General features: G+C 66.3%; 20 protein-coding genes and 5 pseudogenes. 15 read left to right on the plus strand and 10 right to left on the minus strand.

What is annotated here, in order from left to right; all coding sequences use genetic code 11:
- Together AB0J47_RS39195 and AB0J47_RS39200 are read left to right on the plus strand one after the other, a co-directional pair.
- Positions 1-439, plus strand: a 439-nt coding sequence (locus AB0J47_RS39195; RefSeq protein WP_364358725.1) for a hypothetical protein, incomplete at its 5' end; no start/stop codon positions are given.
- 82 nt (positions 440-521) lie between these two features.
- A pseudogene (locus tag AB0J47_RS39200) lies at positions 522-799 on the plus strand (IS3 family transposase); the annotation flags it as partial.
- A gap of 650 nt (positions 800-1,449) precedes the next feature.
- Here the strand turns inward: AB0J47_RS39200 and AB0J47_RS39205 are convergent.
- The 4 genes and pseudogenes from AB0J47_RS39205 to AB0J47_RS39220 form a co-directional block, all read right to left on the minus strand.
- Positions 1,450-2,031: a GGDEF domain-containing protein gene (locus tag AB0J47_RS39205; RefSeq protein WP_364358728.1), complete on the minus strand. Its 582-nt coding sequence runs from the start codon at positions 2,029-2,031 to the stop codon at positions 1,450-1,452.
- Positions 2,032-2,104: 73 nt separating this feature from the next.
- Positions 2,105-2,275, minus strand: coding sequence for a hypothetical protein (locus tag AB0J47_RS39210; protein WP_364358731.1), 171 nt, complete (start codon positions 2,273-2,275; stop codon positions 2,105-2,107).
- A 44-nt stretch (positions 2,276-2,319) separates the two neighbouring features.
- Positions 2,320-2,569: pseudogene (locus AB0J47_RS39215) on the minus strand (transposase); the annotation flags it as partial.
- A 113-nt stretch (positions 2,570-2,682) separates the two neighbouring features.
- Positions 2,683-3,060, minus strand: coding sequence for a MerR family transcriptional regulator (locus AB0J47_RS39220; RefSeq protein WP_364358734.1), 378 nt, complete (start codon positions 3,058-3,060; stop codon positions 2,683-2,685).
- A 43-nt stretch (positions 3,061-3,103) separates the two neighbouring features.
- Between AB0J47_RS39220 and AB0J47_RS39225 the strand changes: the two genes are divergently transcribed.
- A complete protein-coding gene (locus AB0J47_RS39225; protein WP_364358737.1) occupies positions 3,104-4,180 on the plus strand; it encodes an alkene reductase in 1,077 nt (358 codons plus the stop codon).
- Between the two features lie 42 nt (positions 4,181-4,222).
- Here AB0J47_RS39225 and AB0J47_RS39230 read toward each other — a convergent pair whose 3' ends face one another.
- Positions 4,223-4,465: a hypothetical protein gene (locus AB0J47_RS39230; protein WP_364358740.1), complete on the minus strand. Its 243-nt coding sequence runs from the start codon at positions 4,463-4,465 to the stop codon at positions 4,223-4,225.
- Between the two features lie 132 nt (positions 4,466-4,597).
- On the opposite strand from AB0J47_RS39230, the gene AB0J47_RS39235 reads away from it, so the two are divergent.
- Positions 4,598-4,861 (plus strand): hypothetical protein, encoded by a 264-nt coding sequence (locus tag AB0J47_RS39235; RefSeq protein WP_364358743.1) that lies wholly within the window; start codon positions 4,598-4,600, stop codon positions 4,859-4,861.
- Complete coding sequence (locus AB0J47_RS39240) at positions 4,858-5,085, plus strand: hypothetical protein (RefSeq protein ID WP_364358746.1); 228 nt, start codon at positions 4,858-4,860, stop codon at positions 5,083-5,085. Before AB0J47_RS39235 ends, AB0J47_RS39240 begins: the two co-directional genes overlap by 4 nt.
- A 196-nt stretch (positions 5,086-5,281) precedes the next feature.
- On the opposite strand, the gene AB0J47_RS39245 is transcribed toward AB0J47_RS39240, so the two are convergent.
- Both AB0J47_RS39245 and AB0J47_RS39250 read right to left on the minus strand, forming a co-directional pair.
- Positions 5,282-6,310, minus strand: a complete 1,029-nt coding sequence (locus tag AB0J47_RS39245) for an aldo/keto reductase (protein ID WP_364358749.1) — start codon at positions 6,308-6,310, stop codon at positions 5,282-5,284.
- A 138-nt stretch (positions 6,311-6,448) separates the two neighbouring features.
- The gene (locus AB0J47_RS39250; protein WP_364358752.1) at positions 6,449-6,916 is read right to left on the minus strand and encodes a VOC family protein; all 468 of its coding nucleotides are present in this window, start codon (positions 6,914-6,916) and stop codon (positions 6,449-6,451) included.
- A 112-nt stretch (positions 6,917-7,028) separates the two neighbouring features.
- Between AB0J47_RS39250 and AB0J47_RS39255 the strand changes: the two genes are divergently transcribed.
- Positions 7,029-8,030 carry a WYL domain-containing protein gene (locus tag AB0J47_RS39255; protein WP_364358755.1) on the plus strand — a complete coding sequence of 334 codons (1,002 nt, stop codon included), beginning with the start codon at positions 7,029-7,031 and terminating at the stop codon, positions 8,028-8,030.
- A gap of 493 nt (positions 8,031-8,523) precedes the next feature.
- Positions 8,524-8,847, plus strand: a complete 324-nt coding sequence (locus tag AB0J47_RS39260; RefSeq protein ID WP_364358758.1) for a hypothetical protein — start codon at positions 8,524-8,526, stop codon at positions 8,845-8,847.
- Positions 8,848-9,206: 359 nt separating this feature from the next.
- On the opposite strand, the gene AB0J47_RS39265 is transcribed toward AB0J47_RS39260, so the two are convergent.
- Together AB0J47_RS39265 and AB0J47_RS39270 are read right to left on the minus strand one after the other, a co-directional pair.
- The gene (locus AB0J47_RS39265) at positions 9,207-9,857 is read right to left on the minus strand and encodes a fumarylacetoacetate hydrolase family protein (RefSeq protein WP_364358761.1); all 651 of its coding nucleotides are present in this window, start codon (positions 9,855-9,857) and stop codon (positions 9,207-9,209) included.
- Positions 9,858-9,859: 2 nt separating this feature from the next.
- The gene (locus tag AB0J47_RS39270) at positions 9,860-10,357 is read right to left on the minus strand and encodes a MarR family transcriptional regulator (RefSeq protein WP_364358764.1); all 498 of its coding nucleotides are present in this window, start codon (positions 10,355-10,357) and stop codon (positions 9,860-9,862) included.
- Positions 10,358-10,428: 71 nt separating this feature from the next.
- On the opposite strand from AB0J47_RS39270, the gene AB0J47_RS39275 reads away from it, so the two are divergent.
- The 7 genes and pseudogenes from AB0J47_RS39275 (at position 10,429) to AB0J47_RS39305 (ending at position 18,350) form a co-directional block, all read left to right on the plus strand.
- Complete coding sequence (locus AB0J47_RS39275; protein WP_364358767.1) at positions 10,429-11,070, plus strand: MBL fold metallo-hydrolase; 642 nt, start codon at positions 10,429-10,431, stop codon at positions 11,068-11,070.
- A gap of 195 nt (positions 11,071-11,265) precedes the next feature.
- On the plus strand, positions 11,266-13,578 hold the full coding sequence (locus AB0J47_RS39280; protein WP_364358770.1) for a BTAD domain-containing putative transcriptional regulator: 2,313 nt from the start codon (positions 11,266-11,268) through the stop codon (positions 13,576-13,578).
- Between the two features lie 47 nt (positions 13,579-13,625).
- Positions 13,626-13,786, plus strand: a pseudogene (locus AB0J47_RS39285) (IS1380 family transposase); the annotation flags it as partial.
- 146 nt (positions 13,787-13,932) lie between these two features.
- Positions 13,933-17,250, plus strand: a complete 3,318-nt coding sequence (locus tag AB0J47_RS39290) for a protein kinase (RefSeq protein WP_364358773.1) — start codon at positions 13,933-13,935, stop codon at positions 17,248-17,250.
- Between the two features lie 281 nt (positions 17,251-17,531).
- A pseudogene (locus AB0J47_RS39295) lies at positions 17,532-17,690 on the plus strand (winged helix-turn-helix domain-containing protein); the annotation flags it as partial.
- A gap of 55 nt (positions 17,691-17,745) precedes the next feature.
- Positions 17,746-18,003, plus strand: coding sequence for a transposase (locus AB0J47_RS39300; protein ID WP_364358818.1), 258 nt, complete (start codon positions 17,746-17,748; stop codon positions 18,001-18,003).
- A gap of 35 nt (positions 18,004-18,038) precedes the next feature.
- A complete protein-coding gene (locus AB0J47_RS39305) occupies positions 18,039-18,350 on the plus strand; it encodes a hypothetical protein (RefSeq protein WP_364358776.1) in 312 nt (103 codons plus the stop codon).
- Here the strand turns inward: AB0J47_RS39305 and AB0J47_RS39310 are convergent.
- Positions 18,345-18,512, minus strand: a pseudogene (locus tag AB0J47_RS39310) (winged helix-turn-helix transcriptional regulator); the annotation flags it as partial. The gene AB0J47_RS39305 and the pseudogene AB0J47_RS39310 overlap by 6 nt on opposite strands.
- A gap of 128 nt (positions 18,513-18,640) precedes the next feature.
- On the opposite strand from AB0J47_RS39310, the gene AB0J47_RS39315 reads away from it, so the two are divergent.
- Positions 18,641-18,766 carry a hypothetical protein gene (locus tag AB0J47_RS39315; protein ID WP_364358779.1) on the plus strand — a complete coding sequence of 42 codons (126 nt, stop codon included), beginning with the start codon at positions 18,641-18,643 and terminating at the stop codon, positions 18,764-18,766.
- Positions 18,767-18,923 lie beyond the last annotated feature (157 nt).

Here is an 18,923-nt window from a genome sequence, read left to right on the forward strand (position 1 = left end):
ATCTCACGGCATCGACACACCCACTCCGGCAACGACTTTCAGCCGCAATCACGACGGCGGCGATCACCCCTCAGCACTTATGAAACACGCCCTAGGTGGCAAGCCGTGTGCTTCGATGACTGCTTTATTACCTCTTGCCTACGGATACGTGCGCGACGATCTGCTGAGTGACCGCGACCCGAAGTCCGCCGACAACATACTGCGGGCTGCCGCCAGATCACTCGGGTATGCGCTAGGCACCGTATTCCATGAGCCGGCACCACAGAACGCGACACTGCCCCCAGCGTTCGTCGATCTCGTCCACGAATGCCGGCGAGCCGAGGCCCACACCGTGCTGACGCTCCCCGGACACCTGTCTGGCATGTCCATGTGCCGCATGGTCCTCCTCGCGATCCTCGAGGCACGAGCCGAAGCCGCAGTACAAGAAGTCCGCCCCTGACCGGTCATCCTGGCCTGGTCTGATGGACTCGAATTCCTGGTATCGCCTCAGTTCGACGTTCCTCGCCACCGCAAGTCCAGCAGCGCTGTTCAAGACCGTGAAATACGGACCGGAATTCCCCGAACGCTTCGGATCACTCACCGAGGCAGGGCAATTCATGGACTACTTCGCCCAGTGGTACACCCGCGAACATCGCCACACCGGCATCGGCTTGCACACCCCCGCCGATGTCCACTACGGACTGGCCGCCGACAAAGCCGCCGATCGGCGATCAGTACTCGCCCAAGCTCGAGCGCGGCACCCTACCGCTTCGCCACCACCACACTGCCGAAGATCCTCGCGCTGCCCGGCACCGTCTAGATCAACCGGCCAGCCGAGGGCACCACCCAGGAAACCGATACCGCAGCCGCATAGCACACCCATCGGTTTCATTCAGCTTGAATCATTCCGAAGGACTACGCGACTCATTTGACGATTACCCCGAGAATGCTCCGGGTTGCAACGCACGGGAACCCGGAGCAACAGGCGAGCGCAACGGGTCTCCGGGGCGCTGCGCGCTCGCCTGCACCAGCTATCTCGACGCCCACCGCGCTGCGTGCGGATTGAGTGGTGCCACAAAGGAAATCGAGCACAGGGGAAACTGGTGATATACAAGCTTATTCGCGTCCTCGTCGTCCTGTTCACCTCGCTCGGGATGGCTAGCGTTCGCGCCCGCCGACATGGCCGCACCCTACGAAGAGTGGTGCGACAGCCGATCAACACGAGAGTTTCCGATTGTCTGTAGATGCTCGGGTTCCACCGCCGCCCGGCATCGGGGCCGCCGACAGGGGAGATCGCTTGAAACGCAACGTCTTGTGTGGATCACCGGTCCGGGCTGGGTGCGGCGATAAACGGCGTCATCACCACCGTCGCCGGTGGAGGCCCGGGTGCGGGCGGTTGGAGGGCTGGTGGCCTAGCCCGACGGGATCACGCGCCTATGCTTCGGCGGGACTGCCCCGAGTTCGGTTGGCTCAACCAAACCGGGGGAGGGCCTGGCTGTGTTCAACCTTTGCTGGGGTGTCGAGTACGCGGAGTACCCACTGGTCTTTACCTCTGGTTTTAGCGTCGTAGAGCGCGCGGTCGGCAGCGGCCAGCAGGGCCGCGGCCGGGGTGTCGGCCAGGGTTGTCACGGCCCCGATGCTGGCCGACATCCGCAGTTCGTACTCACCGATGACGATCGGGGTGGCCAGTGTGGACAGCAGCCGGTCGGCAACGGCGGTGACGCGGAGGTCGTCAGCCGGAGGCGCGACGAGAACAACGAATTCATCGCCCCCGATGCGGGCGATCATGCCCTTCCCGACGGGCAGGCTGTCGTGCAGGCGGGTAGCCACAGCGGCGAGGAGTTGGTCACCGATTCCGTGACCGTAGCGGTCGTTGATCTGTTTGAATCCGTCGAGATCGACGAAACACAGTCCTACTCGGCCGCGATCGGCGACCGTAGCGGTGAGCGTTTCGATCCGTTCGAGAAGGTGGCGCCGGTTGGGCAGGCCGGTGAGCATATCGTGGCGCGCTTGCCGGTGCAGTTCGGCTTGCAGCCGGTGCTGCTCGGTCACATCCGCCCCGACTGCGAGGAGATAGTCGGCCTGCCTATTGGATCCTAAGCACGTAGGTGATGGCGAACGATGCCTATCCGGTGCTGCCGTCGGTGCGGATGAATCGCTGCTCCAGTTTTACGGTGCCTTCATGTGCCGCAATCAGGGTGCCGAAAATCAGCGTCCGGATCTCGTCGCGGTCGTCGGGGTGGGCGAACCGAAAGACCGAGGTCCCGTGCAATGCTTCGACCGGGACACCGATCATTCCGGCCAGGCCTGGGTTGGCATCGAGGAGAGTGCCCGCGATGTCCGCAATAGCGACATATCCGCGGCGCAGTCACCACCGATGGCCACCGACACGGCCAGATCCAGCACGATCTTGCCCGGATCGTGCGCGGCCAACCGCTTGCGCAATGGTGCCAGCGCGCCCCGACAACGCCCGATCCAGCCCGACCTGCTCCGCCGTGCGCAGCAGCACTACCGCTCCGGCCTGCGACACGACCCCCGACCCGTCACCGCCAACTTTCAGCGACGGGTACCACGACATAGATTCACTCACCAGGTACTCCACCACCGCGAAATTCAACCCTAGAAAAGTCGAATTATCGCAGGTAGGAGCACCTTTCACTCACCTCCGGCAAGCGGTGCCGAGATCACCGCGAATGGCCGAGGCTAGGAGTAGGTCTGCCGGTGGCTGCGGTTCGTTTCGATGATCTCGTCGAGGGTGTCGCGGGTTCGGAGCAGCTCAGCGATGTGCTGTTGGAGCTGTTCGCGTTCTTTGAGCAGGCGCGCCCATGTCTCGTCCGTCTGTGCGGCGCTGGGTGAATCGACGCACGGCAGCAGTTCCGCGATGGTGCTGCTCGACAGCCCCGCGGCATAGAGCCGCTGGAGCAGGCGAACTCGTTCGACCGCGCCGTCGTCATAGGTTCGGTGACCGCCTCCGCTGCGCGCGCTGGTCAACAGTCCGTGCTCCTCGTAGTAGCGCAACGAGCGGACGCTCACCCCCGCCTGCTCGGCCAGTTCGCCGATCCGCACTGTGACCTCCCTCATAAAACTGACACCTGACGTCAATGGTAGGTTCTACCGTCGAGGTATGACAACGACATTGTTCGATGCTTACGACCTGGCCGGACTTCGGCTCCCGAACCGGATCGCGATGGCGCCGATGAGCCGGGTCCGCTCCGACGTCGAAGGGTTGGCGACGCCGTCGATGGCCGCCTACTACGCCCAACGTGCCACCGCGGGCCTGCTCATCTCCGAGGGCATTCAGCCGAGTCTGCTCGGCCAGTCCAACCCACTGACGCCGGGGCTCTACACCGATGCCCAGGTCGCTTCGTGGAAGCAGGTCACCGCGGCGGTCCATGCCAACGGCGGACGGCTCTTCGGACAGATCATGCACGGCGGCCGGATCAGCCATCCCGACACCACGGGCCTGCAACCGGTCGGTCCGTCGGCGGTGGCGGCGCGCGGGGCGCTGGTCTTCACCCCGACCGGCCCGCAGCCCGCCCCCGTCCCCCGCGCCCTGACCACCGGGGAGATCGGCAGCGAGGCACTGTCCTATGCGGCTGCGGCCCGCCGCGCGATCGAGGCGGGATTCGACGGTGTCGAGCTGCACGGCGCCAACGGCTATCTGATCGGGCAGTTCCTGTCCAGCAGTGCCAACCAGCGCACCGATAGGTACGGCGGCTCGATCGCGGGCCGGATCCGCTTCGCGGTCGAGGCGGTCGCGGCCACGGTGGACGCCATCGGCGCCGCCAAGGTCGGCATCCGGCTGAGCCCGGGGGCGGGCATCTGGGACGCGATCGACGAGGATGTGCCCGAGCTGTACGGGGCGCTCCTGGCCGAGCTCGCCACTCACGACTTGGCATATGTCCACCTAGAGGCGACGGCCGACGAGGAGACCCTCGTTGGTCTGCGCCGCGCGTGGTCGGGCCCGCTGATCGTCAACCCCTCGATCCCGGGTGGTGCCGTGCCCACTGATCGCAAGGCCGCCGAGCATTGGCTCGACCTCGGGGCCGACGTGATCAGCTTCGGTCGCGCGTTCATCGCCAATCCGGACCTCGTCGAGCGGCTGCGATTCGACCTGCCGCTCGATGAGGCCGACGAGGCGACCTATTACACCGGTGGTGACACCGGCTACCTCACCTATAGCGCCTACCGGCAGACCTAACCCTAGGGTCAAGACTGCGCAATTTGGGTTCCTGCCCGGTTGTCAACTGGGCAGGATATGGACGCTGATCTCGGTTTTGTTGATGTTGCGGTCGATATGGCCCCTTTGCGCGGTGTTTGGAGATGGCGCGTTTGACCACGCAGGGGCCGGTTCGCTGGCGTCGGGCCGGTAGGTGGTTATCCACACGGCGCGGCCGATCGTGCCGATGAGGTCGATCGTGGTGTCGGCGATGATTCCGGCGGCATGGATCAGCTGGTCACGGGCGGTATGGGCGGAGACGTTCACCGAGCGCCTGTCGCGCCGAGCAAACCGCCCTCCAGGGGCTGGGTTCGCTGCCGGGCTCGGCTTCTCCGAGGGTATAGAGCCCGGCGACATCGCGCATCGTTTGCCCGTTTCAGCTGGTTAACGGAACTGTTGGTGTTCGACGAGGATAGAGCGATGCGGACGCAATACCACGCGGATTTCGACCGTCTCGTCACGCTGCTCGTGGCGATGAGCGTGCATGACCTCATTGCGGTCGCGGCGGCGGCGAATGCTGTGCTCGATGCCGATCTGCGAGAGGCGGAGCACACGCTCCACGTGTGCGCAGAGATCGAGAGCGTGCGCGACCGCTGCAAGCACGCCGCTGTCGGCTCCGTGCTGTGCAAGCTCCCGTCGCCAGCGAGTTGCGTCAGGTCGTGACCGCCCTTTACCTCGTCGGCGATCTCACCCGCATGGGCACCCTCGCCGGCCACATTGCCACCATTATCCGCCAGCGCCACCCGGGCCACGCCGTCCAGACTCGGTCCGCCCCGTTGTCGCGCAGATGGGGTGCGGCCGCGGTCGCCATAGCACCAGCGCGACAGCGGTATTGGAATTCCGCGACCCGGGCGACACGGCGTGCCTCGATCAGCAAGACGACGTGATGGACCAGCTGCATCGCGAGCTGTTCACCGCGGTGTTGGGTCTGGACTGGACCGACGGAGTCACCGCCGCGGTCGATCTTGCCTTGCTCGGCCGCTACTACGAGCGTTCGCCGACCACGCTGTGCAGGTCGGACGGAACCCCAATGAGCACGACGACCGCTCGCGGCACCGAGACGACATCGTCGTGTGGAGCTCGTCAGATGATGCGGTCGTCGGCGGCGCGGCGGCGTAGCCGCGGTTGCCGCAGGTGTGGTGGTAGGTAGGCGATGTCGATCGGTCCGGTGTCGGTTCCCGGCGGCACGATCTCGTCGATGCGGTCGAGGAGGTCGTCATCGAGGCGGGTGCGGCCTGCGGCGATGAAATCGTCGAGCTGCTCGAGGGTGCGTGGTCCGATGATCGCCGAGGTGACTGCGGGGTGAGTGATGACGAAGGCGAGGGCGAGGCGGGTCCATGACAGTCCGGCCTGCTCGGCGACCGGGATGAGCATTTCGACGGCGTCGCGTTTGCGTTCGTCGGTCATGTGCTGCGGAACCCAGTGCAGCAGGGCCGCCGACGCTGTCTCTCCGCCCTGTCTGCGGTATCGGCCGGTGAGTAGCCCCATCGCCAGTGGACTCCAGACCAGGGTGCCCAGGCCGTAGCGCTGGCAGACCGGGAAGATTTCGCGTTCGACTCCTCGGTTGAGGATCGAGTAGTGCGGTTGCTCGGTGCGGAATCGGGCCCGCCCGCGGCGTTCGGACACCCACTGGGCTTCCACGATGTCCGAGGCCGGCAAGTTCGAGTGGCCGATGGCACGGACCTTGCCCGCGCGGAGCAGATCGGTCAGGGCGGCGAGGGTTTCCTCGATATCGATGCCGGGGTCGGGGTGGTGGACCTGGTAGAGGTCGATGTGGTCGACCCCGAGGCGGCGCAGGGATGCTTCGACCGCGGCGACCATCCAGCGCCGCGAGCTGCCACGCTGATTGGGGTCGGGCTCCATCGGGCCGTTGAACTTGGTGGCGAGGACGACGTTGTCACGGCGACCGCGCAACGCCTTCCCGACGATCTGTTCGGACTCGCCGTCGCCGCCGTACACGTCGGCGGTGTCGATGATATTAATCCCTCGTCGAGCGCCTACGATGTGGAGGCACTCCTGGTGGTCGGGGTTGCCGAAGCGTCCGAACTTCATGGTGCCCAGGGCATACGGGCTGACCTGGATGCCAGTGCGGCCGAGCGGCCGAGTGTGCATGGTGTCTCCTGCGTGGTTGGCGGCAGCCGCCGGGCCGGGTTCAGGGAGCGCCCGAAACCGTCTGTACTGCTTTGTATCCGGATCTTCGCGAGCGCACCCCGGGTGCGTCCGGATCGGTCGCACCCCGGGGCAAGGGCGTCAGGCCTGGGCGTACTCGGCTGCGACGTCGAGGATCCAGGTGATGCCGAAGCGATCGCGCAGCATCCCGAACCCGGGCGCCCACTGCGCCGGGCGGAATTCCTCGATGACGCTCGCCCCGTCCACGAGACGTCCCCATAGCGCGCCGACTTCCTCGACGGTGTCGCCGCGGACGGACAGGAAGAACGGTTCGGTGGTGAGGGTGGCGCCGTTCTCGCGGCGGGTGGTGGGCGCGCCCTGCGCGATCGGGGTGTCCGCACCGGGCACGTCGTAGGCCATGACGCGGAAGCCGTTGTCGGCGATGACCTGTCCGAACACCACCTTGGTGGCGTCGGGCGCTTCGGCGGGCATTCCGAAGTCGCCGTAGGTGGCGATGGTGGTCTGCCCGCCGAACACCGATTGGTAGAACTCCAGGGCCGCGCGAGCCTGACCATGGAAGTTCAAGTGGGTGACAGCGTGTACCGACATGGTGATCGGGTCCCTTCGGAGGTGTTTTCGCCGCCGGAGGGTTCCAGCGACAACGCCACCCTGCCAGCAGTACAGGTCAGGGAACGTCCGCTATTTATGGCAGTCTGTCACCATGCCGACCGCGTCGTCGAAGGTGACCTCCCGCCGCCTGCTCTCGCTGCTGTCGTTGCTGCAGGTCCGCCGTGACTGGCCGGGTGCGCTGCTCGCCCAGCGGCTGGAGGTGAGCGAGCGCACGGTTCGCCGTGACGTCGATCGGCTGCGCGAGCTCGGTTACCCCGTCCAGGCGGTCAAGGGACCCGAGGGTGGTTATCGCCTCGAGGCGGGCAGCGAGCTGCCCCCGCTGTTGTTCGACGACGAGCAGGCGGTCGCGCTCGCGGTGGCGTTGCGGATCGCGGTCGGGACCGGAGCGGGTATCGAAGAGGCCGCTGCCCGCGCTTTGGCGACCGTGCGGCAGGTCCTGCCGTCGCGCCTGCGGCGACGCGTCGACGCCCTCGAGGTGACCGTGGTCGAATCGGCCGGGCGCGGCGCCGATCTCCAGGTCGACACCGCCGTTCTGCTCGCGCTGAGCGCCGCCGTCCGGTCCGCGGAGGAGGTGCGGTTCGACTACCGGTCCGCGGCAGGGCCGCAGGATCCCAGGTTGCGGCCGGCGCGGCGGGTGCAGCCGCATCACCTTGTGGTCCGGGGTGGACGCTGGTATGTGATCGGATGGGATCCCGAGCGCCAGGATTGGCGGATCTATCGTGCCGATCGGATGGCGCTGCGCGTTCCCAACGGGCCGCGCTTCAGCCCCCGGCATGTGCCGGGGGGCGACGTCGCCGCGTTCCTGTCCGCCCGGTTCAAAGGCTCCGACAGCACCGACACCTGGCCTTTTCGCGGTGAGGTGGTCCTCGACCTACCCGCCGCACAGGTCGCCCCGTTCGCCGGCGACGCAGTCGTCGAGGAACTCGGCCCCGCCCGCACCAGACTGCTGACCGGTTCCTGGTCCTGGGCCGCACTCGCCGCGACGCTGGCGCGTTTCGACACCGAGATCGAGGTCATCGGCCCGGACCCGCTGCGTGACGCCTTCGCCACCCTGTCCCAGCGCGCCGCGCGCGCCGCACGCCCGGGGACATAAGCATGTTCGAAGCATCGGAAGAACTCGCGTGGGTGTGGCGCACCGGTCAGCCGTCGAACCATTCGGTGGCCTGGCCCGGGTCGGACCAGAACCTCGGGACGGTGCTGATCTGGGTGCCACATCCTTCGGGGCAGGTGTGGATCTCCCATTCGGAGTCGGCGGTGAGCGTTCCTGGCGGTCAGGACACGTATTCGTCGCATGCCCCGCAGAGCGGGAACTCGCGGTACTTGATGTGCGCGCCGATCCTGTTGCCGCTCAACGGGTTTCCCCATCTGCCGAGCGCGCGTGAGCGAGCAGCGAATGTTAGCTGATCCCAGAGACGGCGGGCACGGACTCCACCGCCCTCCGGTCGACCGGGTGGCCGTCTGGTTGTCGGCCCCGGACCGCCACGCCGACCGCCTGGCCGCGGCTCGACAGAGGGACCTGATGGTTCAGTTCGGAGGTGCGACGGGAACCCTGGCCTCCCTCGGTCCCCGGTCCGGACGGCCTCCGAGTGAGAGCGACTCTTGCCGAGGAACTCGGCCTGCGAGACCCCGAGATCACCTGGCACGTTGCCCGCGATGGTTTCGCCGAGATCGTCGGCCTGCTCGCCGCGATTGGCGGGTCGGTCGGCAAGATCGGCACCGATGTCGCCACCCTGTGTTCGACCGAGTTCGGAGAACTGGCCGAGCCCCACCCACACCGCAACAACCCTCGATCCCACGACGAACTCCGACCGAGGCTCGACCCGCGTCGACGCCAGCCACGCCGGATATCGGCAGCTGCTGGTCTGGGCACGGCAATGGCCAGAACGCAGCTGGGCGGTGGAGAACGCTGAAGGCCTCGGTCACCATTTGGCACTGTGGCTGGTGACGATGGGGGAGGCCGCGGTGGATGTGGCGCCGGCCGCGACCTCCCGGGTGCGACAGCTTTCGCGCGTGGTAGCCGCGAGAACGACCGCATCGACGCTGCCGCTGCAGCGAGTGTCGCTGCACTGCACGGAGATTGCCGACCGGCGCAGACGGAAACAGACGCCGATGCGCTCGCGTTGCTCAACGAACGGCGGAAGAACTTAGCGTCCGTCCGTGACCTGAACCCCGCTGGCTGCGTCGGCCATCCTAATACCGCGCAAGCCGTCCACCAGCTCAGCGCGCAGGGACGTGGAGAAGGGAGCCGCAAGTCTCGCGCGCCCGTCGTTCAGTGCTCCCCCTCGGCGGTCACCGGGTTGGTGAGACTTCCCAGACCGGTGATCCTGACGGTGACCCGATCACCAGGCGACAGGGCGCCCGAGCCGGCGGGGGTTCCGGTCAGCACGACATCGCCGGGTTCCAGTGTCATCGCCGCGGTGATATAGGCGAGGAGTTCGCCGACCGGGGTGAGCATGTCCGCGGTGCGGCCCGACTGCCGCATTCTGCCGTTGACCAGGCATTCCACCCGCAGAGCAGTAACGTCGACGGACGCAGCCGCGACCATCGGTCCCAGCGGGCAGAAAGTGTCGAAGGACTTGGCGTAATCCGGCAGGCCCAGCTCGTGCTGAATGTCGCGAGCCGAAACGTCGTTGGCGCAGCAGTATCCGGCGATGGCGTCCACGGCGGCGATGGCATCCACTCGCCGTATGCGGCGGCCGATGACGATCCCGAGTTCGGCTTCGTGTTCCACGCGGGAGGACTCCGGAGGTAGCACGATGGCCTCCCCGGGTCCGATAACAGTACCGGGCGCCTTGAAAAAGATCTGGGGTGTCTCGGCGCTCGCTCGCCCCACTTCGGCGGCGTGCGCGGCGTAATTCAGACCGACGGCAACGATTTTTCCCGGGCGCGGAAGCGGTGCGGAGGCGGTCGTGCACCGCACGGTCACCACGCTCCGGTGAGAGGTTGGGACTCGGCCGCGGGCCGATAGATGTCGGCAACAGCTTCGGTTATCCGATCGATGAGCTGCAACGCATGCGCCAGCACCCGACGCTCGTCCTCGGTGAGGGTCCGGTGCAGTGCTTCGACGAGCACGTGGACGCGCTCTCGTCGATCGGCATTGATAGCGGTGCTTCCCGCCGCTGTGAGCGTGAGGACCTTCTTGCGCGCGTCGCGCGGGTCGGGACCGGCGGCCACGAACCCCGCCTCGACGAGTTCCTTGACCGTCGTGGCCATGGTCTGGTGTCGGACCCCCCTGCTCGCCGCCAGGTCGGCGGTGGTCATCGGACCGCGCACGTCGAGCAGGTCCAGCACCGCAGCGAGAATGGGGGCGAGCCGGTCGGCCACGCGCGTACTACGGACCAGAGCGCCGACCGCGAGCCGCAAATGGCTGGCCAACTCGTCGGCGGTAGGCGCCGGTGGGGTCGAGGACGTGTCGTTCACAGCACCAGTCTAGCCGATATACAGCACAGCCTGTACAGTACAGGCTGTACATCTGAGTCGAGGAGCTGACCGTGCAATTGATAAAGCATGCCCATGCCTGCGTATCGCTGGTAGGAGACGGTGGCCGGATCGTTGTCGACCCGGGGACCTTCACCCCGGACGCGGCAGCGGTTGTTGCCGCCGCGGACGCGATCCTGATCACCCACGACCACTTCGATCACTTCGACGAGGCGGTGATCGACAAAGCCCTGGAAACCCGTCCGGAGCTGCGGGTCTACGGACCGGCCGCCGCCGTCGGGCGTTGGGCTGACCGGTGTGACCGGGTCAGCGTTGTGGCCGCCGGCGATCGTTTCACCGTCGCGGGCTTCGACGTTGCGGCGGTCGGTGACAGGCATGCCGAGACCCATCCCGACATTCCCGCCGGCGCGAATGTCGGCTACCTCGTCGACGGCCGCGTCTACCACCCCGGTGACGCCTACCACGTCCCCTCCGCGCCGGTCGAGACGCTACTGCTGCCGACCAGCGGGCCCTGGACCAGAGTCGCGGCCGCGGTCGACTTTGTGCGCGAGATCGCACCGAAGCAGCTCATCCAGATCCACGAAATCATGCTCAGCGACATCGGGCAACAGTCGATGGCACGCTTTCTGAGCCCGGCCATGCTGAGCGAGGTCCCGCTGACCATCGTCCCTGTCTCCGATGCGATCACGGTGTAGCGGGTCACATCAACACGGATGGTCCGGGCTACCCACCGCCCCTTATCTAGATGTACGGACATGAGAGAGGTTGGTGACTCGGTGGCTGGAAGGATGTCCTGGTCGAGGGCTTCGGGCCCCGGGCGAATGTGAGGGTTTGGCTTGACAGCGCAGCAGATCTCGGGGGTTGACGAGACGAGGCCGGGGGAGCTTCGGTTGAGTTTGTTGGGGCCGGTGGAAGCGTGGCTGGGAGACCGCCGGCTCGACAGTGTGACTCCGCAGATGCTGACTGTGCTGGTGATCCTGGCCGCCGAGCCGGGACGGACGTTGTCGATCGCGGATTTGGCGGCGCGGGTGTGGACGGATCGGCCACCGGCCTCGGCGGTGGGAGGGTTGCGTAATCATGTGCATGCCCTGCGCCGGCAGTTCGAGAATTTTGGTCGTGCCGGTGCCGGGGCGGAGTGGCTGGGCTCCACTCGAGGCGGTTACCGGCTGGCCTTGCCGGTGAGGACCGATGTTGCGGTGGTCGAGGAGTTACTCCATGCCGCCGAGTTCGATCGCCGATTCGGCGCCACGACGGAGGCGAACGAGAAGCTGGTGGCGGCCAAGCGACTCTGGCGTGGTGATCCGTTGTTCGGATTGCCCGGCCCGTGGGTGGAGAAGGAGCAGGCGCGACTACAGCAGTTACGGTCGACGCTGGAAGAGGCCACGATCGGTGTCGCGGTGGATCTGGGCCGATACTCGGCGGCGATCGCGCAACTACGGGGATTGGTCCGGACCGAACCGTATGTGGAACACTGGTACGAACTGTTGATGGTGGCGCTGTATCGGGCCGGGCGCCGCGTCGAGGCACTCGAGGTGTACCGCACCGCGCACCGCGCTCTTGCAGAGGAACTCGGCCTGGAACCGGGACCGCGGCTGGTTGAGCTACACCAGAAAATCCTGGTGGCCGAATCACCACCCGCCGCGGCGGAACCGGCGAAGACGACCGGCATGCCAGCGACCGGTGTGGCGGGGGCGGGGAAACCCGCTGAGGTATCGGTGCCTGCAGTGGGGCAACTGCCTCGCGGCATCGCCGGTTTTGTGGGACGCGAGGAGCTGGTCGAGGAATTGGCGGGGGCGCTGGGCGGTGAGGAGGGACACCGCCCGGTGATCACGATCACCGGAATGGGTGGTATCGGAAAGACCACGCTGGCGGTGCGGCTGGCGTACCAGCTGCGGGACCGTTTTCCCGACGGTGTGGTGTATCTGGATCTCGATGGTATGAACGAGCAGGTACCCGCGACCGAGATGCTGCTGGCAGTCGCGTTCCGCTCACTCGGTGTCGACCCGGGTGAACTGCCGCGAGACTCAGCCGAGCGAGCGGGCCGATGGCGCAGCATGGCCGCGGGCAAACGCATGCTGCTGATACTCGACGACGCCCGCGATCTCGCCCAGCTCACCCCGTTACTGCCGGACCCGGGCGCGGCAGCGGTGATCGTGACCAGCCGATCGAGCCTGGCCGAACTGTTCGATGCCCGGCTGGTCCCCCTGCCGCTACTCAGTACCGGCGAGGCACGCCAGCTACTCGAAGCCATGCTGCCCAAGCAGCGGTTATCCGAGGAACCCGACGCAGTACAAGCGATCCTGCGCGAATGCGGACACCTGCCGTTGTCACTGCGGATCGTCGGCGCACGGCTGGCCAGCCGCCCCAGCTGGCGACTGGCCGGACTCGCCGAGCGACTGGCCGACGAACGCAGCCGGCTGGCCGAATTCATCGTCGGCAACACCAGCATCGAGTCGGTGTTCTGGACCAGCTACCGCCGGCTGGCTCCCGAATCGGCACGCGCGTTCGTGCTGATCGCGTTCAGCGAGGCACCCGATCTGCCGGTGGCCGCGATCGCGGCCCTGCTCGACCGAGACCCCGCCGAGACCGAGCGCTGCTGCGAAACCCTGGTGGACCTGGGCATGCTGCAAACACCCGAACAAGGCCGCTACCGCTACCACAGCCTGCTACGGCTGTTCGCCCGCCAAATCGCCGACCCCGCCCAACGCCAGGAATGGCCACACGCCCTGCACCGGCTCGTCGATTTCCACCTCGCCACCGCCAAAAACATTGTGGCACTACGCGACCTGGGAATGGACCTCAACTTCTTCGCCGCCACCACAGCGACCGGACAGGCATTCACCCACAAACGGCAAGGCACTGCTTGGGCAATCACCGAACGATTCGGGCTGATGGCACTGTTCCGGCAAGTAGCCGCCAGCAGCGACACCCGCACCCGGACACTCGCCGTCGATCTCGCGCTGGCGCTCACAGTCGGCGGCGACGCCGAAGAACACCTGCCCTGCATGGTCCAATCACTAGACGCCCTGGCCCGGCTAGCCGAAATCGACGGCGATCGCCGGACTATGGGCCGGGCACAACTGATCGCCGCAAGATCCCGGCTGATCGGCGGGGGCGACCTCAACGCCGAACACGCATTCAACCACGCCACCGAAACCCTCCGCGAAGTAGGCGACTGCCCACCGCATTCCTCAGCGAATTGATCCTCGGCATCCTCCTGGACTACTACGGGAAAACAGACGCAGCAGTCGCGCAACTGCGGTTCACCGACATCGACGGCCTGCGGCTGACCACGTCGTCACCAATACCAGGACCGGACAGATCCTCGACCTGGAGTTACGGCACCGCCGACGCGCCCGCTGCGAGGACCGCATCCGCTACGCGAAAGACACCGGCCTGCGCAACCTGCCGTTTCAATATCTCCCGCTGTGGAACCACATGGCGAGAGTGACACCCTTCGCCGGCATGGCTATCTCGTAGGAAGCAATCACCACAGGGCGAAACCGTGGAACCGACCGCGCGGTATCGTGAACAACATCACGGAGCAGGACCGGCGCATGGGCGACATAGACCCTTTGAAAACTCAGCGCGCCGTGAGCCCGGCGGTCACGGCGGAACTGGCAGAAGCAGGATTCACCGACGCTGAGGAGATCGGGCGCGGCGGGTTCGGAGTGGTGTATCGGTGCACCCAGGCGGCGCTGCACCGGACCGTGGCAATCAAGGTGCTCACCGCTGTCCTGGAGGAGGGGAACCTGCAGCGGTTCGTTCGGGAGCATCGGGCGATGGGCCGGCTGACCGGGCACCCGAACATCGTGGCGGTGTTGCAGGTCGGCACCATCGCGTCGGGGCTGCCGTATCTGGTGATGCCCTACTATCCGCAGGACTCGCTCGACGCCCGGATCCGCCAGCACGGTCCACTGTCGGTGCCGGAGACGGTGCGGTTGGGGGTGAAGCTGGCCGGGGCACTCGAGGCCGCGCACCGGCTCGGCATCCTGCACCGCGATGTCAAACCCGCCAACATCCTGATCAGCGACTACGGTGAACCGGCACTGACCGACTTCGGGATCGCCCGCATCCCCGACGAATTCCAGACCAGTACCGGCACGGTTACTGGTTCGCCCGCGTTCACCGCGCCGGAGGTGCTGGCCGGGGAGTCACCCACCCCCGCAGCCGACGTCTACGGGCTCGGCGCGACGTTGTTCGCCGCGTTGACCGGGCACGCGGCGTTCGAGCGGCGCAGCGGCGAACAGGTCGTAGCCCAGTTTCTGCGGATCACCACACAGCCGCTCCCTGATCTACGCGAGCAGGGCATCGACGAGGACGTTTCGACGGTGATCGAACATGCCATGGCCCGCCCTCGCGAGCAGCGGTCCTCCGCGGCGGCGGTGGGTGAGCAGCTGCAGCATCTGCAGGCCGCGCGCGGATGGCCGGTCGACGAGATGGCGGTACGGGCGGCAGCGGATGCCGAGTGGCAAGAAGGCTCTCCGGTTCCCTTGATTCCCCTGACCGCCGGCCCCCCGCCGGTGCGGGAACCCCTGCCGTTCGGTTCGTCGGTCAACAGCGCAAACGGGCTGTTTCCCCTCGAGCTGACCAGCTTCGTCGGCCGCCGTAGCGAATTGACCGAGGCAAAGAATCTGCTGGCGAGCTCCCGGCTGGTGACCTTGACCGGGATCGGTGGGGTGGGCAAGACCCGACTGGCATTACGAGTGGCGAACGGCGCGCAACGAGAATTCGCCGACGGGGTGCGCATGGTCGAACTCGGGGAGCTGAACGACGGCGCGCTGCTGGAAGGGGTGATCGCCGCCTCTCTAGGGTTGCGCGCACAAGGGCAGCCGGTGCACGAGGTGCTGGTCGACTACATCGCGCCACTGCAGCTGCTGCTGGTGCTCGACAACTGCGAACAAATAGTGGATGCGGCAGCGAAGGTCTCGGAGACCTTGCTGCGCGCTTGCCCGCGCCTTCGGATCCTCGCCACAAGCCGCGAGCCTCTCGGTGTCGCCGGTGAGTCTTTACTGCGGGTGCGGCCACTGACCGTTCCTGATCCAGATCGGCAGCCCTCGCTGCGAAGTGCGGCCCGCTGTGACGCGGTCGCTCTGTTTGTCGAACGTGCCGCCGCCGCAGTGCCGGGCTTTGCGCTCACCGAGGACATCCTCGCCGCGGTGACCGAGATCTGCCGCCACCTCGACGGGCTGCCGTTGGCGATCGAGCTGGCCACGGCCCGGCTGCGGACACTGTCACCCGAACAGATCCTGGAGCGGCTCACCGACCGCTACGCACTGCTGACCCACGGCAGCCGCAGCGCGCCCAACCGACAGCAGACCCTGCGGTGGTGCATCGACTGGAGTTACTCCCTGTGCACCCCGGCCGAGCAAGCAGTCTGGGCCCAGCTGTCGGTGTTCGCCGGCAACTTCGAACTCGACGACGCCGAACAAGTGTGCCGGAATGACCTCGCAGCGGCGGACTTGCTCGACGTAATCACCGGCCTGGTCGACAAGTCCATCCTGATCTGCGAACAGTCGGTCCCGGTGGTGCGGTTCCAGCTGCTCGAGACGGTGCGCGACTACGGTCGCGACAAACTCGATGAAGCGGGCCGGTACGCCGACCTGCGACGCCGACACCTGAACTGGTACCGAAAGCTCGCCCTGGACGCCGACGCCGACTGGCTCAGCCCCCGCCAACTCGACTGGATCGCCCGCCTCGACCGCGAACAACCCAACCTGCGCCAGGCACTGGACTTCTGCCTGACCGACACCGAAGCGGAACCCGACGCCGCGTTGTCGATAGCGGCAGCGCTGCAACCGTTCTGGTTCTCCCGAGGCCAGGTCGGCGAGGCGCGGCACTGGCTCGACCTCACCCTCGCCAGACGGCCCGCGCCCGCTACCGCCGTCCGCGCCAAGGCGCTGTGGCGTGCCGTCCTGGTGGCCGTATCCCAGGACGACCTCACAGCGGCGTCCGCCCTGATCGCACAGATGCAGGAGCTGGCCGAACAGACCGAGCGACCGATCGTGCACGGATTCGCGGGGCTAGCTCTCGGCCTCTACGCGGTTCGCAGCGGCGACCTACCGCAAGCACGCGCACCCCTGGAAGCTGCCGTCGAGTCGTTCACTGCGGAGGACGACGTCTCCGGGCAGGTCTTCGCCCTGCTCGGGCTGGGATGGACTCACGAATTGGAGGGAGACAGCGCAACAGCTCTCTCGTACCACGAGAAGGGCCTGGCAATCACCGAAGCATATGGCGATTACATGCATCGGTCATATGCCTTGTGGGGCACGGTGGTTGCCGCGTGGCGCCACGGTGATCGCGACGGTGCGCTGCGGCAGTTGCAGCAGTGGCTGCAACTGATCAGGCAGCAGAAAGACCCGCTCATGGCCGCGACAGCCCTGGAAACACTGGCGTGGATTCTGGGAGTCCAGGGCGGCACCGCGCGGCTCGCCGCGGTGTTGATGGGCGCCACAAAGGCACTGCACCAGTTGACGGGCGCCTCCGTGGTGTTCTTCCCGAACCTGGTGGTCCATCGCGAGGATTGCGAACGAGAGACCCGTCGCACGCTCGGGCAGCGATCCTTCGATGCCGCCTATCACGAAGGCGCCGCAATGGATCTCGACGCCGCGATCGGCTACGCCCTGGGCGAGCATCCCCAGGCTGCGACTCGCGGTCCGGGTCCGTCCGAGCTGACGACCCGGGAGCGGGAAGTGGCCGACCTCGTCGCAGACGGCCTGACCAACAGAGCCATCGCCGCCCGCCTGCACATCTCCCAGCGCACCGCTGACGGACACGTCGAACACATCCTGACCAAACTCGGATTCACCAACCGCGCCCAGATCGCCGCCTGGGTCGCCGACCGGAGCCGATCGGCACACCCTCGAGGACGCTGACCTCGGCGATTCACGCCAGACACGCCGCCAGTAGCTCTGAAATGATGGAAGGTGCTCTGAACCGAATAACCCCCGGCTTGCCGGTCGAATATCGAGGTCGTGGGGCACCTAAAGATCTTTCGGCAACTCAGTGAGTTGTTCGCTCGGATTGTGCTGTGGTGCAGGACAATCGCGGGGTGTCGGAGCGGGTGCCGTCGTCGGGTGGGCGGGAGCGGGGCTGAAAGCGGAAGCGGTCGGCTGCGTTGATGAAGGGACCCAAAGCGAATGGGTTCCCGACCGACATGTGGACCTTGGCGCGGGTCGCTGAGGTGATCATGGGTGTAACCGGTGTCCGGTATTCAGAGACGCAGACCTGGACGATCTTGCGGGAGCGGTTGGGCTGGAGTCGGCAGCGTCCGGCGCGGCGGGCGGTCGAGCGCAACGACGAGGCGATCGCGGCGTGGCGCAAGACCGAGTTGCCGCGCATAAAAATGCGCTCGGCGTCGAGGTGCGTGGATCTGCTTCCAAGACGAGAGCGGATTCTCCCTGCTGCCCGCAGTGAGAGCGACCTGGGCGCCCCGTGGCATCACACCTGTTCTACGGCACCGGTTCTCGTGGAAGCGCATGTCCATGTCCGGGGTGCTTGCCTACCGGCCCGACCGCAGTGAAGCCGCGTTCGTATTCGCGATGAAAGAAGGGGGCTACAACACCGAATCGTTGATCGAGTTCCTCACCGAGTTGCGCGACCACTTCGCTGGCGACCGGGTCACCTGATCTGGGGCGGTCTGTCCGCGCACCGTTCCCGGGCCATGAAAGCCTGGCTCGCCACGCAACGACACTGGCTGCGTGTGGAGCAGCTACCCGGCTACGCCTACGACCTCAACCCCATCGAACAGGTATGGGGCAACCTGGAAATCCAGAGAACTGGCCAACCTGTGCCCCGACACCATCGACGAGGCACAGGCCGCCGCCCGAGCCGGCCTCGACCGCGTCGGCAGCGACTACGACCTATGTTTCAACTTCCTCGCCCATGCCGGACTACCTTTATGACCGCAAATCACCCAATTACCGAAAGATCTTTAACACCGCGAGTCAACCAATCTCGGGGCAGTCCCGAGTGATTTCTGAGTGACCGCTGGGATGGCTCGACGCAACTCGTTTAATCGACAGGGCCGTTCACAGACCTCGTCGAGGATGCTGAGCGACCATTCGCCGCTCACCTGATCGAGCTGTTCACGATGCGAGGCGTCGATAGGGAGTCTGCCGGCGAACTGGCCGGACAGGTGGCCGAGTCGCTGCGCAACGCCGCGCTCGGCTTGGCGGGAGCAGGTGCATCTTTCGCTGATGTGTTGTGTCTGATCTTCTATGTGACCCAGGGGAGTCCGGATGAGACCGACGACTTCATGCGGGTGTGGAGACCGCCGCTGAGGATATGGGGCTCGGGCTTCCGATGGCTCTTGCCTCGCTTATCGGTGTCGAACGTCTTTTCGACGATGACGTGCTCGTCGAAGTCGAGGCCATCGTACTTCTCGACTGATTCGGGTAGGTACCGTATGCCTATCGAGCATGGGACACCGAAGCTGGCAGACGCTGCAGCGCAACCTGATTGACGATTGTGGATCGTTGCGATCGCAGTCGGAGCCCAGGTTCTCGAGCGCGTGTCGACGCTGCTGCCGTCCCAGGGATATCGGTAG

The sequence above is a fragment of the Nocardia sp. NPDC049737 genome, from assembly GCF_040674755.1.
Taxonomy (GTDB): domain Bacteria; phylum Actinomycetota; class Actinomycetes; order Mycobacteriales; family Mycobacteriaceae; genus Nocardia.